General features: G+C 72.3%; 14 protein-coding genes. 8 read left to right on the plus strand and 6 right to left on the minus strand.

The window, feature by feature from the left end:
* On the minus strand, positions 1-1,156 hold a 1,156-nt coding region (locus tag ABT085_RS32085), incomplete at its 3' end, for a PucR family transcriptional regulator ligand-binding domain-containing protein (protein ID WP_351615825.1).
* A 189-nt stretch (positions 1,157-1,345) separates the two neighbouring features.
* Between ABT085_RS32085 and ABT085_RS32090 the strand changes: the two genes are divergently transcribed.
* The 8 genes from ABT085_RS32090 to ABT085_RS32125 all read left to right on the plus strand — a co-directional run bounded on the left by ABT085_RS32090 (position 1,346) and on the right by ABT085_RS32125 (position 9,865).
* Positions 1,346-2,818 (plus strand): sodium:solute symporter family protein, encoded by a 1,473-nt coding sequence (locus ABT085_RS32090; protein ID WP_351615828.1) that lies wholly within the window; start codon positions 1,346-1,348, stop codon positions 2,816-2,818.
* Between the two features lie 53 nt (positions 2,819-2,871).
* Positions 2,872-3,837 (plus strand): agmatinase, encoded by a 966-nt coding sequence (gene speB, locus ABT085_RS32095; RefSeq protein ID WP_351615831.1) that lies wholly within the window; start codon positions 2,872-2,874, stop codon positions 3,835-3,837.
* Positions 3,834-5,519: a thiamine pyrophosphate-binding protein gene (locus ABT085_RS32100; RefSeq protein WP_351615834.1), complete on the plus strand. Its 1,686-nt coding sequence runs from the start codon at positions 3,834-3,836 to the stop codon at positions 5,517-5,519. The genes speB and ABT085_RS32100 overlap by 4 nt, the downstream gene beginning before the upstream one ends.
* A 215-nt stretch (positions 5,520-5,734) precedes the next feature.
* On the plus strand, positions 5,735-6,274 hold the full coding sequence (locus ABT085_RS32105) for a hypothetical protein (protein WP_351615837.1): 540 nt from the start codon (positions 5,735-5,737) through the stop codon (positions 6,272-6,274).
* Between the two features lie 81 nt (positions 6,275-6,355).
* Complete coding sequence (locus ABT085_RS32110; RefSeq protein ID WP_351615839.1) at positions 6,356-7,213, plus strand: DUF4097 family beta strand repeat-containing protein; 858 nt, start codon at positions 6,356-6,358, stop codon at positions 7,211-7,213.
* Between the two features lie 127 nt (positions 7,214-7,340).
* Positions 7,341-8,396 carry an ATP-binding cassette domain-containing protein gene (locus ABT085_RS32115; RefSeq protein ID WP_502982852.1) on the plus strand — a complete coding sequence of 352 codons (1,056 nt, stop codon included), beginning with the start codon at positions 7,341-7,343 and terminating at the stop codon, positions 8,394-8,396.
* Complete coding sequence (locus ABT085_RS32120) at positions 8,393-9,175, plus strand: ABC transporter permease (protein WP_351615842.1); 783 nt, start codon at positions 8,393-8,395, stop codon at positions 9,173-9,175. Before ABT085_RS32115 ends, ABT085_RS32120 begins: the two co-directional genes overlap by 4 nt.
* 33 nt (positions 9,176-9,208) lie before the next feature.
* A complete protein-coding gene (locus tag ABT085_RS32125) occupies positions 9,209-9,865 on the plus strand; it encodes a DinB family protein (protein WP_351615845.1) in 657 nt (218 codons plus the stop codon).
* A gap of 97 nt (positions 9,866-9,962) precedes the next feature.
* Here the strand turns inward: ABT085_RS32125 and ABT085_RS32130 are convergent, their stop codons facing one another.
* From ABT085_RS32130 to ABT085_RS32150, 5 genes are all read right to left on the minus strand, one after another.
* Entirely contained in the window at positions 9,963-10,766 is an 804-nt protein-coding gene (locus tag ABT085_RS32130; protein WP_351615848.1) for an endonuclease I family protein, read from the minus strand.
* 216 nt (positions 10,767-10,982) lie between these two features.
* Complete coding sequence (locus tag ABT085_RS32135) at positions 10,983-13,253, minus strand: ArnT family glycosyltransferase (protein ID WP_351615851.1); 2,271 nt, start codon at positions 13,251-13,253, stop codon at positions 10,983-10,985.
* Between the two features lie 156 nt (positions 13,254-13,409).
* Positions 13,410-13,823 carry a DNA-binding protein gene (locus tag ABT085_RS32140; protein ID WP_351615854.1) on the minus strand — a complete coding sequence of 138 codons (414 nt, stop codon included), beginning with the start codon at positions 13,821-13,823 and terminating at the stop codon, positions 13,410-13,412.
* Complete coding sequence (locus ABT085_RS32145; protein ID WP_351615856.1) at positions 13,820-14,083, minus strand: CopG family transcriptional regulator; 264 nt, start codon at positions 14,081-14,083, stop codon at positions 13,820-13,822. Before ABT085_RS32145 ends, ABT085_RS32140 begins: the two co-directional genes overlap by 4 nt.
* A gap of 93 nt (positions 14,084-14,176) precedes the next feature.
* The gene (locus ABT085_RS32150; RefSeq protein WP_351615859.1) at positions 14,177-15,016 is read right to left on the minus strand and encodes a hypothetical protein; all 840 of its coding nucleotides are present in this window, start codon (positions 15,014-15,016) and stop codon (positions 14,177-14,179) included.
* Between the last annotated feature and the right edge of the window lie 130 nt (positions 15,017-15,146).

Genomic DNA, 15,146 nt, shown 5'->3' on the forward strand with positions numbered 1-15,146 from the left:
AAATCGCAAAACCGGCGCCAAGGTCGACGTATGGGACAACGGACCGGCGTCCACGGCAGTGCGTGCCTGCGGTGCCTGCGCCCGTGGTGCCTGCGCCTGCGGCGCCCGTGCCTGTGCTCGCAGCCGTGCCCGTGCCCGCGGCGCCCGCGGGGGCCCCAGCAGCCGAGGCCCCTGCGGCTCCTGCGGGGGCGGCGCCTGCGCCTGCGCCTGCGGCGCCCGTGCCCGTGCCCGCGGCGCCCGCGGGAGCTCCAGCGCCCGAGGCCCCTGCGGCTCCCGCAGTTCCCGCGGCCTTGATGCCGTCGCTGGGCCCGCCTCCGGTGGTGCTGCCTCCGGCCGTCGTACCTGCTCCGGCTGCACTGCGCCGGGCCGCCGCGCCCCCGGCCGTCGTACCCCCGGCGCCGCGCCTGGCCCCGCTTCCGGCCGCCGTGGCCACCGTGCCCCCGGCCGTGCTGCCCGCGGTCGCCGTGCCCCCGGCCGCCGCCGTCGTGGCCGCCGTGCCCCCGGCCGCCGCGGGTACGGGCAGGCGGCCCGCTGTGGCGAGTTCCGTTCCGTCCGGGCCGTACAGCACCGTCCAGCCGTTCACCCGCTGGGCCAGCCGGCGCAGTACCGAGGGCACCGGGTCCGGCCGGGACGCGGCCGCCGCGAGGCTCTGCTGGGCCTCCGTGGTCCGGCGCAGCTCGGCCAGCCGGGACTGGGCCATGAGCTGCCAGACCGCGCGGGCCACGCCCGAGAACGTGGTCTGCGGGGGCACCTCCAGCAGCGGCAGCGCATGCGCCTCGCAGGCCGCCACCAGCGCCCGCGGCACCGTGTCGTGCACCGGCGCCAGCCCGAAACCGAGGGCCGCGCCGCCCGCCGCCACGATCCGCGAGACGTAGTCGTCGAAGTACTCCTCCCACCCCTCGGCCCCGCCCGTGTCGGCGGGACCCCCGTCCGGGGCCGCCGCCTGCGGGACGTGCACCCCGGCCGACAGCAGCAGCTCGCCGCCCAGCAGGTACGGGTAGGGGTCCGCCATCTCGGAGGTGTGCACCCAGTGGATCACCAGGTCCGGGTCGGACGGCCCCGCGATCTGCCGCAGGGCCAGGTCCTCCCGGGCCAGCAGTGCCGACAGCATGACGGGCGGCGTGGGCGGGACCGCAGGTGCGGGGGTGTCCGGCATGGTGTGCGTTTCCTCCTTCCGGGACGGTTCAAGTGGAGGAAACGTACACTTCGCCGTCGCTTTCCGGCCACCTAGTGTCAGTCCCGACCGGCAGCCGCGGGTACCGGCGTATGTCCCCGCGCAGCGCAGCCGGCCGTCCCCCGTACCTGCACGACACGCCACCGAGCGAAGCGCGAAGGAGGGCCCCGCATGGCCGTCGACTACACAGTGATCGTCGTCTATCTGGCCGGCATGCTGGCAATGGGCTGGTGGGGCATGCGCCGCGCCAAGTCCAAGAGCGACTTCCTCGTGGCGGGCCGCCGTCTCGGCCCTGCCATGTACTCCGGCACCATGGCCGCCATCGTGCTCGGCGGCGCGTCCACCATCGGCGGGGTCGGGCTGGGCTACCAGTACGGACTCTCCGGCGCCTGGATGGTCTTCACCATCGGCCTCGGACTCCTGGCCCTGTCCGTCTTCTTCTCCGCCCGTATCGCCCGCCTGAAGGTCTACACCGTCTCCGAGATGCTGGACCTGCGCTACGGCGGCCGGGCGGGCGTCATCTCGGGCCTGGTCATGTGGGCGTACACCCTCATGCTCGCCGTCACCTCGACCATCGCCTACGCCACGATCTTCGACGTCCTGTTCGACATGAACCGGACCCTCGCGATCGTCCTCGGCGGCTCGATCGTCGTCGCGTACTCGACGCTGGGCGGCATGTGGTCGATCACGCTCACCGACATGGTGCAGTTCGTGGTGAAGACGATCGGCGTGCTGCTCCTGCTGCTGCCCATCGCGGTGATCAGGGCCGGCGGCTTCAGCGAGATGAAGGCGAAGCTGCCCACCACCTACTTCGACCCGCTGGGCATCGGCGGCGAGACCATCTTCACCTACGTGCTGATCTACACCTTCGGCATGCTGATCGGCCAGGACATCTGGCAGCGCGTCTTCACCGCCCGCAACGACCGCACGGCGAAGTGGGGCGGCACCGTCGCCGGCACCTACTGCCTGGCGTACGCCCTCGCCGGCGCCGTCATCGGCACGGCCGCCAAGGTCCTCTACCCGAAGCTGGCCAGCCCGGACGACGCCTTCGCGACCATCGTCAAGCACGAACTGCCCATCGGTGTCCGGGGCCTGGTGCTGGCCGCCGCGCTCGCCGCCGTGATGTCGACCTCCTCCGGCGCCCTCATCGCCTGCGCCACCGTCGCCAACAACGACATCTGGTCGCGGCTGCGCGGCGGTCTCGGCCGGGCGGCCGCGGACGACGGGGACGCGCACGACGAGGTCAAGGGCAACCGCGTGTTCATCCTGATCATGGGGGTCGTCGTCATCGGCACCGCCATCGCCCTGAACAACGTGGTCGAGGCGCTGACCGTGGCGTACAACCTGCTCGTCGGCGGACTGCTGGTGCCCATCCTCGGCGGACTGCTGTGGAAGCGCGGCACCGTGCAGGGCGCCCTGGCCTCGGTCGTGGTCGGCGGCCTCGCCGTGATCGGCCTGATGGCGACCTACGGCATCCTCGCCAACGAGCCCGTCTACTACGGCCTGCTGGCCTCGCTGGCCGCCTACCTGGTCGTCTCCCTGGCCACCCCGGCGACCGACGCGACCGTGCTCGCCGCCTGGCGCGAGCGACTGGCCGGCCGGACCGCCGAAGCCACGCCCGAGCCGGTCGCGGTCTCCCAGTAAAGTCGGGAACAAGCAGCCCATACGCGGCGGCGCGTAGGAAAGAAGGCAGTTGAATGAGCAGTGAGACGCCCCGCGGGCCCGTCGATTCCTCCCGCATACCGCGGTACGCCGGCCCCGCGACCTTCGCCCGGCTGCCCCGCCTGGACGAGGTCGGCACCGCCGATGTCGCCGTCGTGGGTGTGCCGTTCGACGCGGGCGTCTCCTACCGGCCCGGCGCCCGTTTCGGCGGCAACGCCATCCGCGAGGCGAGCAGGCTCCTGCGCCCCTACAACCCGGCGCAGGACGCCTCTCCCTTCGCGCTCGCCCAGGTGGCGGACGCCGGTGACATCGCCGTCAACCCCTTCGACATCAACGAGGCCGTGGACACCGTCGAGGCGGCCGCCGACGGCCTGCTCGCCACCGGTGCCCGGCTGATGACCCTCGGCGGCGACCACACCATCGCGCTGCCGCTGCTGCGCTCCGTGGCCAAGAAGCACGGCCCGGTCGCGCTGCTCCACTTCGATGCCCACCTGGACACCTGGGACACCTACTTCGGTGCCGAGTACACCCACGGCACCCCGTTCCGGCGGGCCGTCGAGGAGGGCATCCTCGACACCGAGGCGCTCTCCCATGTCGGCATCCGCGGCCCGCTGTACGGGAAGAAGGACCTCACCGACGACGAGAAGCTCGGCTTCGGCATCGTCACCTCCGCGGACGTCTACCGGCGCGGCGCCGACGAGGTCGCCGACCAGCTCCGGCAGCGCATCGGCGACCGTCCGCTGTACATCTCCATCGACATCGACTGCCTCGACCCGGCGCACGCCCCCGGTACCGGCACCCCCGAGGCCGGCGGCATGACCTCCCGCGAGCTGCTGGAGATCCTGCGCGGCCTGGCCTCCTGCCACCTCGTCTCGGCGGACGTCGTCGAGGTGGCGCCCGCCTACGACCACGCCGAGATCACCTCGGTGGCCGCGTCCCACACCGCCTACGAACTGACCACGATCATGTCCCGCCAGATTGCCGAGGCCCGAGCGAAGTGACCCACGACCACGACCTCGATCTCCGTCCGACGCCCGCCCAGACGGAGGCGGCGCTCAACCCGCCCCCCGGCCGCATCGGCGGAGACCTGGTCGTGGAGACGCTGGCCGGGCTCGGCGCGACCACCGTCTTCGGTCTGCCCGGCCAGCACGCCCTCGGCATGTTCGACGCGCTGCGCCGCTCGAACCTGCGCTACATCGGCCTGCGGGTGGAGAACAACGCCGGGTTCGCGGCGGACGCGTACGGCCGGATCACCGGTGAGGCGGCTCCCCTGCTGCTGTCCACCGGCCCCGGCGCGCTGACCTCGCTCGCCGCGCTCCAGGAGGCGGCCTCGGCCTCCGCTCCGGTCCTCGCGATCAGCAGCCAGATCCCCACCGCGGGGCTCGGCGGCGGCCGCCACGGCTATCTGCACGAACTGCCCGACCAGGCGGCCTCGTTCCGGGGTGTCGTCAAGTCCGTGCACACGGTCCGCGCCGCCTCGCAGATCCCGTCGGCGATCGCGGCGGCCTGGAAGTCCGCGCTGAGCGCCCCGCACGGTCCGGTGTGGGTGGAGATCCCGCAGGACGTGCTGCTGGCCGAGACCTCCCTGCCGGTGGTCACCGCCGTCGACGCGGCGCCCGAGGAACTGCTTCCGCGGCCCGAACTGACCGCCGTGGCGGCCGATCTGCTCGCCCGCGCACAGCGTCCCGCGATCATCGCGGGCGGTGGAGTGGTCCGGGCGGACGCCTCCGGAAAGCTGAGGCAGCTGGCCGAGAGGCTGAACGCGCCCGTGGTCACCACCTTCGGCGGCAAGGGCGCCTTCCCCTGGAACCACCCGCTGTCCCTCCAGTCCTGGCTGGAGGACCGGCACACCACGGACCTCCTGGAGGACGCGGACGTCCTGCTGGTGGTGGGCTCGGGGCTGGGTGAACTCTCCTCCAACTACCACACGTTCGCGCCCCGCGGCCGGGTGATCCAGATCGAGGCGGACCTCGGCAAGCTGGAGTCCAACCATCCCGCGCTCGGCATCCACGCGGACGCCCGCATGGCGTTGCAGGCGCTGCTGGAGACGGTGCCGGAGCGGGCGGACGCGAGCGCCCGGGAGCGGGTGAGCACCCTGCTGGCCAAGGTCGCCGAGCGCATCGACGCCCAGGAACTCGCCCTGGAGCAGCAGGTGCTGGGCTCGGTCCGCCGGGCCCTGCCGGACGACTCCCCGTCCTTCTGGGACATGACGATCCTCGCCTACTGGGCCTGGTCGGCCTTCGACGCGAAGGCGCCCAACGCCATGCACTCCGCGCAGGGCGCGGGCGGCCTCGGCTACGGCTTCCCGGCGGCGCTCGGCGCGGCCGCCGCCGATCCGTCCCGCCCGGTCCTCGCGGTCTCGGGCGACGGCGGCGCCCTGTACTCGATCGCCGAGCTGGCCACCGCCCGCCAGTACGGCCTGAACGTCACCTGGCTGATCGTCGACGACGGCGGCTACGGCATCCTGCGCGAGTACATGACCGACACCTTCGGGCAGGCCACGGCGACCGAGCTGAGCCGCCCGGACTACGTGGCGCTGGCCGAGTCGTTCGGCGTCCCGGGCATCCGTACCAGCCCCGAGGCGCTGGAGGCGGACCTGACGAAGGCGCTGGCGGCACCGGGACCGTCGGTGGTCGTCCTCCCGGCCCTGCTGCGGATGTTCGCGCCGACGCACCTCGGCTGAGGCGGCGTACAGCGGGTGGTGCCGCTGGTGGCGTCAGTGGCGCCACATGGTGCCACCTGAGGCGCCAAACAGGATTGGAGCTCCCGGTGGTGTCGCGCCGACACCTCTCGATGTCGGCACGTTTTAGCAGGTCAGGGCAAGTGGGTGCACTCAGGTGCACCCACTTTTCTGTTGCGGGGTTGCTGGTGGCGCCATAGTGGTGCCATGATGGCGTCATGGACCTCACGCCGTATGTCGACTCCCTCCGCCGTGAACTCGCGGTGGCCGCCGAGGCCGGCGGCGACGAAGCTCGCGAGCTCGCCGAGCGGCTCACCGCCCCCCTGGAGTCGGCGACCCGCCTGACCATGCTCAACGTGCTCTCCGCCGCGATGGACGAGATCACCCGCGATCTCGCCCCCGGCTCGGTCGACGTACGGCTGCGCGGACTGGACCCCGACTTCGTGGTGACACCCCCGCCGCGCGACGAGCCGTACGACGACAGGAGCGGGCCCGCCGAGCCGCTCGCCGCACCGGCCCCGGCACCCGCCGACGCCGACGAGGGCGGCACCGCCCGGGTCAACCTGCGCCTGCCCGCGCATCTCAAGGCGCGCGCCGAGGAGGCCGCCGGCCGCGAGGGCCTGTCGGTCAACGCGTGGCTGGTCCGGGCCGTCTCGGCCGCGGTCGACGGCGGCACCGCGTCGCCCGCGGCCGGGAAGCCCCGTGCCACCACTGCCACCCGCACCGTCGGGCAGAGCTTCACGGGCTGGGTGCGCTAACCGCGCCCCGCCTGCCCCGCACCACCCACACCACGTCCCACCTGCAGGGACGCCACGAGGACTCAAGAGGACGGGACAGCCATGCCTTCTTTCGACGCCCCCTTCCACACCCCCGAACCGATCTCGGTCACCGCCCAGGTGGACGCCGGATCCATCCGCTTCATCGCCGGCGACCGGCTCGACACGCTCGTCGACGTCCAGCCGCGCGACCCCAAGAAGGACCGGGACGTACGGGCCGCCGAGCAGACCGAGGTGCGCTACGCGAACGGCCTGCTGACCGTCAGGACACCGAAGGGGCGCTGGGCCGTCGGACCCACCGGCGTCGCCGACGTGACGGTCGAACTGCCCACGGACTCGCGGGTGGAGGTGGCCGGCGCCTGGACCCACGTGTACGGCGAGGGCCGCCTCGGCGAGGTCCGGGTGAAGACCTCGGCGGGCGACGTCCGCCTCGAAGCCACCGGGCCGCTGCACCTGACCGCGTCCCACGGCAGCATCACCGTGGACCACGTGCGGGGCTCCGCCGAGATCACCACCAGCTCCGGCAGCCTGCGCGTCGGCACCGTCGAGGGCCAGGCCGTCCTGAAGAACTCGCACGGCGGCACGACGGTCGGCGAGGTCCGGGGCGATCTGCGGGTCAGCGGTGCCAACGGCGACATCCTCGTCGGGCGCGCCGAGGGCTCGGTCGCCGCCACCACCGCCCACGGCACCCTGCGCATCGAGGACGTCGCCCGCGGCACCGTCCAGCTGGAGACCTCCTACGGCGCCATCGACATCGGCATCCGCGAGGGCACGGCGGCCTGGATCGACGCCGGCTCGGGCTCCGGCCAGGTGCACAACGTGCTCACCGCGTCCGAGGGCCCGGCCGAGTCCGAGGACACGGTCGAGGTCAGGGCCCGTACCCGCTACGGCAACATCGACATCCGCCGCGCCCGGTCCTGACCCGCCCCCGGCCTCGTACCGCCGAGGCCGCCGCACCGCTCCGCTCCGCACGTCTTCACACGCCTTCGCACGCCTTCGCACGCCTTGGCACGTCCCCGAGGGGGAGGACCCCATGCCTTTTTCTGTCATGCCCATGCCTAGAAAACCCGTACCCGGACAGCCGGAAGGAGGGCAGCCGCCCGCCGCCGTGTCCGCCATCGGGCTGCGCAAGTCGTACGGCGACAAGACCGTCCTCGACGGCATCGATCTGCGGATCCAGGCCGGTACGGTGTTCGCGCTGCTCGGGCCGAACGGCGCCGGCAAGACCACCACCGTGCAGATCCTGTCCACGCTCGTGGCCGCCGACGGCGGACAGGCCCAGGTCGCGGGCCACGACGTCGCCGCGTCGCCGGACGGCGTGCGGGCCGCGATCGGCGTCACCGGGCAGTTCGCCGCGCTCGACGACCTGCTCACCGCCGAGGAGAACCTGCTCCTCATGGCCGACCTGCTGCGCCTCGGCAAGCGCGAGGGACGCAGACGGGCCGCGGCGCTGCTGGAGCGGTTCGGCATCGCGGACGTCGCGCACAAGCGCGCCGCCACCTTCTCCGGCGGGATGCGGCGCCGGCTCGATCTCGCCAGGACCCTGGTCGGCGACCCGGAGGTGATCTTCCTGGACGAGCCGACGACCGGTCTCGACCCGCGCAGCCGCCGCACCATGTGGGAGACGGTGCGCTCGCTGGTCGCGGGCGGCGTCACGGTCTTCCTCACCACGCAGTACCTGGAGGAGGCCGACCAGCTGGCGGACCGGATCGCGGTGCTCGACGGCGGCCGGATCGTCGCCGAGGGCACCGCCGCCGAGCTCAAGGCGCAGATCCCCGGCAGCCACGTACGCCTGCGGTTCACCGGCCCCGACGAGTACGAGCGCGCCGTCGCCGCCTTCCCCGGCGCGGTCCGCGACGACGAGGAGCTCGCCCTGCGCGTCGCGGGCGACGGCGGCCTCGACGCGCTGCGCGCCCTGCTCGACCGGCTCGACGCGGCCGGGGTCGCCGCCGCCGACCTCTCCGTGCACACCCCCGACCTCGACGACGTCTTCCTCGCCCTGACCGGCGACGGCGGCACGGGCACCGACCCCGGTACCGGCTCCGGCGTCGACCCCGACACCGACCCCGACTCCGCGCTCCCCGTGAAGGAGACCCGGCGATGAGCACCCTCACCTACGCCGTGCACGACTCGATGACGATGCTGCGGCGGAACCTGAAGCACGCGATCCGCTATCCGGCCGTGGGCTTCGGCGCCGCCATGACACCCATCCTGATGCTGCTGCTGTTCGTGTACGCCTTCGGCGACTCGATCGGCGCGGGGATGGGCGGCGGCCGGGACGCGTATCTGAACTATCTGACCCCCGGCGTCATCGTCATGGGCGTGGCCGCCGGTTCGATGTCCACCTCGATCGCGGTCTGCTCCGACATGACCGAGGGCATCATCAACCGCTTCCGCACCATGAACATCACGCGTTCGTCGTTCATGACGGGACACGTCGTCGGCAGCGTCATCCAGACGATGCTGAGCGCCGTACTGGTCGTCGGCGTCGCGCTCGCCGTCGGCTTCCGGTCCGGGGCCACCCCGCTGGAGTGGCTGGCCGCGGCCGGCCTCCTGGCGGCCATCGCCTTCGCGGTGACCTGGCTGTCCACGGCGCTCGGCCTGATCTCCAAGACAGTGGAGTCCGCGAGCAACAAGCCGCTGCTCGTCCAGTTCCTGCCGTTCCTCGGCTCCGCCTTCGTACCCGCCCGGTCCATGTCCCCGGGCCTGCGTTGGTTCGCCGAGTACCAGCCCTTCACGCCGATGACCGAGACTCTGCGCGGTCTGCTCTCCGGCTCGGCGATCGGCAACGCCGGCTGGATCTCGCTCGCCTGGTGCGTCGGCATCACCCTGGTCGGCTACCTCTGGTCGCGCTCGCTCTTCAACAGCAGCACCAGGCGCTGAACGGCCGGGAACGGTCGTTGATACGGTCCCGTCATGCCTGAAGCGCGCCGCACGTCCGGTCCCGTCACCGCCGACGACGTAACCACCGCCGTCCGACTGGCGGCAGATGTCCTGCGAGCGGCGGAGGCGTCCGACTGGGACGCCAAGGCCGGTTCGCTGGAGTGGAGTTGCTGGGAGACGGTCGAGCACCTCGCCGACGACCTGTTCGCCTACGCCGCCCAACTGGGCCCCGAGCGGCCGCCGTCGGACCGGGACGTCCCCTTCGTGTGGAGCGCCAGGAGGCCCGGCGGTCCGGCGAACGTCGTCTTCGCGGACCGCGCCGCGGGACCGGCCGGGCTGGTGCAGGTGCTGGAGGCGAGCGGGGCCCTGCTGGCGGCGATGGTGCGTACGACGGCGCCGACCGTCCGGGCGCACCACGTCTTCGGCGCCGCCGACGCCGAGGGCTTCGCCGCCATGGGGGTCGTCGAGACCCTGGTGCACCTGCACGACGTCGCCACCGGACTCGGTGTCGCGTGGACTCCGGACGCGGACCTCTGCGGCCGGGTCCTTGCCCGGCTCTTCCCGCACGCCCCGACCGGCATCGACGGGTGGGCCACCCTGCTGTGGGCCACCGGCCGGGGGGAGATCGAGGGGCACGCGCGGCTGACGCGGTGGCGCTGGTACGGCGCTCCCGCCGCCCCGGACGCCTGAGCCCCCGACGCCTGAGTCCCGGACGCCTGAGTCCCGGACGCCGACGAGCCGGCCGCCCCCGCCCGGGGCGACCGGCTCGACGCGCCGTGCGGCCGGACTACCAGATCGCCTCGACCCACTCCGGGTGGTCGATGAACGGGTTGCGGTTGTGCTGGTAGGTGTCGTAGATGACCTGGTTGCGCCGCTCCTCGAAGGCGCTCGGCGGGTCCGCCTCGTTCCAGGCCTTGAGCACCGAGAGCTTGCCCATGTACGGGTTGCTCCCGTTGTTCACCTTCTCGTTGGGCTCCAGGTCGGCGAAGCCGTCGCCACCGTCGTAGCGCACGGCCATGTAGAGGATCATGCGGGCCACGTCGCCCTTGTCGGCGGCGCGCGGCTCGAAGGAGTCGGAGTCGACCTTGCTGCCGCCGCCGTTGGTGACCGCGCTGCCGCCGTTGTCGAAGTCCAGGTTGCCGCGGATGCTGTTGACCTGGACGTCGGCGGCCCGCAGGTGGTGCAGGTCGGTGCCGGGACCGGTGACCTCGCCGAAGTCGCCGTGCGACTTGGCCCAGGTGTGCTCGCGGTTCCAGTCGCCGACGTCGCCGCCGTTGAGGGACTTGCTGCGCGAGACACCGCTGTACAGCAGGAGCACGTTGCTGGTGTTGTTCGGGTCCTGGTCGGTGACCTTGAGCGCGTCCCAGACCGCGGAGTAGGAGATCTTGCTCTGGCTGCTGATGATCGTGTGCAGCGCGGACTTCAGGCTGGTGCCGGTCTTTCCGACCGCGTTCTTGTAGTACGTCGAGTCGTACGCGGTCGTGGTCGCCGCGGCGGGGGACGCGGTGAGCGCGGGGGCGGTCAGTCCGACCAGGACGGCGGCGGTGGTGAGGGCCACCGACTTCCATCGGTGCAGGTGTGTCGCCAGCATGTGGGGTCCCATCTACGCGGGTTGATTGAAGGCGGCAACCGGGAGGATGGCATGGACATGTAGACGTGGCAATGAAGTTGACGTGTCTATCAAGTGGCGGGGACGGGCAAGTCGGGTTTTGTCTACGCGAGTTGATGGCCGTGGCCGGGGAATGGCCGAAACGGCCCCCGCGATCCGCCGGGATCCAGGGGCCGTTCGGTGCGGAGCGGGACGGTGTCAGCCGGCGTCCGACGGGTCCAGCCGGTAGAGCGTCGAGGACGACTGGCCGTTCTGCGCACCGGAGTCGGAGTCGGAAGCCGATCCGGATCCGGAGCCGGACTCCGCGTCCGACCCGGTGCTCGCCGTCTTGCTGTACTCGCTCTCCTTCACCGCGGTCGCGTGCTTCTGCACCCAGGCGGTGACGGCCGAACTGGCGCTGTTGCCGCCGCCCATGCCGCCGCCCATGCCCCCGCCGCCGATCTGGATGTAGTGCAGCTCGCCCTTCTTCACCAACTCCTCCAGCTTGGCGACCGTCATGCCGTTGTCGCTGCCGGTGAAGCCGAACATGGAGATGACGGGCTTGTGGGTGCTCAGGATCAGCTGCCCCGCGGACTGCGAATTGGACACCGCGAGCAGCCACTTGGCGCCGTCCTGGTGCTTCTCCAGGTAAGCGATCAGCTCACTGCTGGTGCCGCCGCCCATGTCGCCGCCCGGCCCGCCGCCGAAGCCGCCCCCGCCGCCGGGCCGCCCGCCCGAGCCGTTCGGGGCCGTACCGCCGGGAAACGTACCGTTCTCGCCATCGGGGAAGCCGCCGGGGAAGCCACCGGCCTGGTCGCCTTCGCCGCCGCCCGGGAATCCGCCGGTCCCGCCGCCCTCAGGGGCGCCGCCGGGCAGTTCACCGTTCGCCCCGCCGCCTTCCTGGTTGCCCTGCCCGGTCCCGCCGGGCAGTTCGCCGCCGCCGAAGCCGCCCCGGCCCCCACCACCGCCGAATCCGTTGCCGGTCGAGGGACCGGCGGTCGGGTTGGTGCCGCCCATGCCGCCGCCACCGGAGCTCGCCGGTACGGAGACCGCGTACGCCGTCGGACCCGCGAGGCCCGCCACGATCGCGGCGGCCACGGACGCGGCCAGCAGCCGGGCGCGCCGACCGGTGCGGAACAGGACCAGGCCCACCACCGCCAGCGCCGTGACCACCGCGACGAGGGGCCACAGCCAGCCGTTCCAGTCGGTGGCCCGGCGCAGCAGCACGACCGCCCAGACTCCGGTGACCGCGAGCCCGGCGGGCAGCACCCACGACCAGCGCGCGTCGCCGCCGCGCAGGGCACGCAGCAGCATGGCGCCGCCGCCCCCGCACAGCACCGCGATGCCGGGGGCGACCGCGGTCGTGTAGTACGGGTGCATGGTGCCCTCGGCCATGGCGAAGGTCAGATAGTGCAGCAGCGTCCAGCCGCCCCACAGCACCAGCGCGGCGCGGGTGAGGTCGGTGCGCGGGGCGCGCCCGCACAGCACCAGACCGCCAGCCAGCGCGATCGCCGCGAAGGGGATCAGCCAGGAGATCTGGCCGCCCAGGATGTCGTTGAACAGCCGGCCCAGGCCCGCGGTGCCGGAGAAGCCGCCGCCCCCGCCCCCGCCGCCTCCGCCGTTGCCTTCGCCGCCGAAGACACGGCCGAGGCCGTTGTAGCCCATGATCAGGTCCCAGGCGGTGCCGTCCGTGGAACCGCCGATGTACGGCCGGTCGTCGGCGGGCACGAGGGAGACGGCCGTAGCCCACCAGAAGCTGGAGACGGCCAGCACCACGCCCGCGAGCAGCAGGTTCACGATCCGCGTCACGAGCTTCGGCGTGGCCGCGCAGAGGTAGACCGCGAAGACGGCGGGCAGCGCGATGTAGCCCTGGAGCATCTTCGTGTTGAACGCGAGGCCGAAGCAGGCGGCCGAGCCGAGCAGCGGCAGCAGCCGGCCGTTCGTGGTGGCCCGCAGGGCGAGGGCCGCGCCCGCCACCATGAGGAACACCAGCAGGGTGTCGGGGTTGTTGTCCCGGTTGATGGCGACCGTGATCGGGGTCAGCGCGAGCACCAGGGCGGCGACGGCCGCGGCGCCGTGGCCCCACACCCGCTTCACCGAGGCGTGCAGGATCCAGATGGTCGCCAGCGCGACCAGGATCATCGGCAGCATCATCTGCCAGGTCCCGAAACCGAGGATCCGGCAGGACAGGCCCATCACCATCAGCGCGAGCGGCGGCTTGTCCACGGTCATGAAGTTGCCCGCGTCCAGCGAGCCGAAGAACCACGCCTTCCAGCTCTGGGTGCCGCTGAACACGGCGGAGCTGTAGAAGCTGTTCAGGCCCGAACCGGAGAGGTTCCAGGAGTAGAGCACGCCCGCCAGGAGCAGGATTGCGATCAGCGCGGGGAGCGACCAGCGCGGCGCCCGCTCCGGAGCCGCCGCGGGCACGGCCGGCGGCGGCGGTTCGGGGGTCGCGGTCGGGTGGGGGAGTGGATCGGTGGCAGAGGTCACCACTGCACCATGCAGACGCCCGATGGGTGCCGACTGTGGCGAGGCTGAGGGCAGCCTGTGGGTGTGCGGGCGAGGGGGCACCCGCTGCGGCCGGTTGCCGCGCGAAAGGCGTTGCGGAGCGTGCCCGGTGCCCGTGCCGGTGTGCCCGGCGGGAATTCAGATTTTGATGACGGTGGCGCGCCCGTCGCACAGCGCCATGATGTCCTCCGGATCGGAGGTCAGGACCGTCACCGGACCGGGGGCCGCGAGGGCGGTGGCGCTCACCATCGCGTCGATGGCGTACTTGTGGCCGTGCAGGCCGGTGTCCGAGAGGAGGGCGGCGGCGTGACGGGCGATGAGCTCGGTGACCGGTTCGACGACGAGGCGCGAGAGGGTCCATTCCAGGGCCGGCCGATTGATCCGTGGGTGGGTCACTTCCACGAGGGTGGCCGCGGAGGTGATCACCCGCAGGTCTTCGGCGCGGGCGAGGGCGAGCCAGCCGGTCACCGCCCGGTCGCGCAGAACGGCCCTGGCCAGCCCCTCGCTGTCGAGGACCAGGGTGCCGCCGGGGACGGCGGGGGAGGGGCTCACGCGGCGTCCGCCCCGCCTCGGGTCTGTTCCTGCCGGGCTCGGTGGAGCTGGTCTCGCAGGGCCTGGATCTCTTCGTCGGTGACGGGGCCGTGTTCGGCCTCCGCGACCGTGATCAGCTCGTTGAGATTGTCCCGCTCGATCTGGCGGGCGACGGCCGCGGCGACGTAGGCGGACAGCCCGGAGGGGCCGCTGCGGGCCTTGGCGGCCTCGGCGATGTCGCGCGGCATGGTGATCGAGTACTTGCCGGTGGGCTCGCTCATGCTACGTATCCTACTTCGGATCCTACCGCTGACGTCGGGCCTGCCGGGCTTGGACGCCGACCGGTCTCGGCAGGTCCGGTCCTGCGCGGCCGGTCACTGGACCAGTTCGATGTGCGAATGGCCCGGAGAGGCAGGACAGGCGTGGAGTTGCAGGCTGTAGGCGCCGGCGATGTCGAGGAGAGTGAAGTTCGCGGGCGGGGTGCCGATGAGGAGCGGGGTCGGGTTCGTCCGTTCCTCGTCGGGCATCCAGCTCTTGCTGCCGGAGTTCCATTCCGAGGACGCGATGGTGAGGAGCGGGGTCGTCTCGGTGCCGCATTCGGGGCAGGGGCGCGGCATGGGGTCGGTGAGGCCCCAGCGGGTCCAGCCGCCGGTCTTCCATCCGGGGGCGTGACACAGGTTGCGGAAGTAGAACTCCTGCGGGTCCAACGCGCCGGTGCCGTCCCACGCGAATCCGGCTGTCTCCCACAGGTTCACGTCGCCCAACTGCTGCTGCAGTTCCTTGCTCAGCTCCAGGGGGCCGGGGTATTCGGTGATCTGTTCCGGTGCGAGCAGGCACGGCTCCGGGAGGTACCAGTCGAACTGGATCACGGGCGGTTCGGGCGGGGCATCGAGGACCTCGGTGACGGAGGCGGAGGAACGCCAGAAGAGGGCGGTTCGGGGGTGTGCGAACTCCTCGTGGTCGCAAGGGCACCACAGGACCTGGAGAAGGTCGGCTCCGGGAGGCCTGACCGGGAGAGGGACGTCGCGGGCGTAGAGCTGTGCCACGGGAATCATGGGAATCGGGCCGTCGAACCACGGGTGGCCCCCACGGAGCTGCTGCTCGATCTCCCGCTCCTCGGAGGTGACCAAGGGTGCCTGGGGGTCGCGGAGCCGGCGCTCTGCCGCCGCCGCACGGGTGCGACGCAGGAGCCGGATCTCATCCGGGGAGTGCATCTCGTCCGACGCTTCACTGTCGTGCGGCTCTTCGCAGTGGGGCCACGGTTCGTCGGGGGGGCACACGAGCGGCCCGCCCCCCGGGGGGTCGTGGATGGTGGGGGTAGGGATAGGAAACCTCATAAAAAAA

It is taken from the genome of Streptomyces sp. NPDC002265 (assembly GCF_040296125.1).
Lineage (GTDB): Bacteria > Actinomycetota > Actinomycetes > Streptomycetales > Streptomycetaceae > Streptomyces.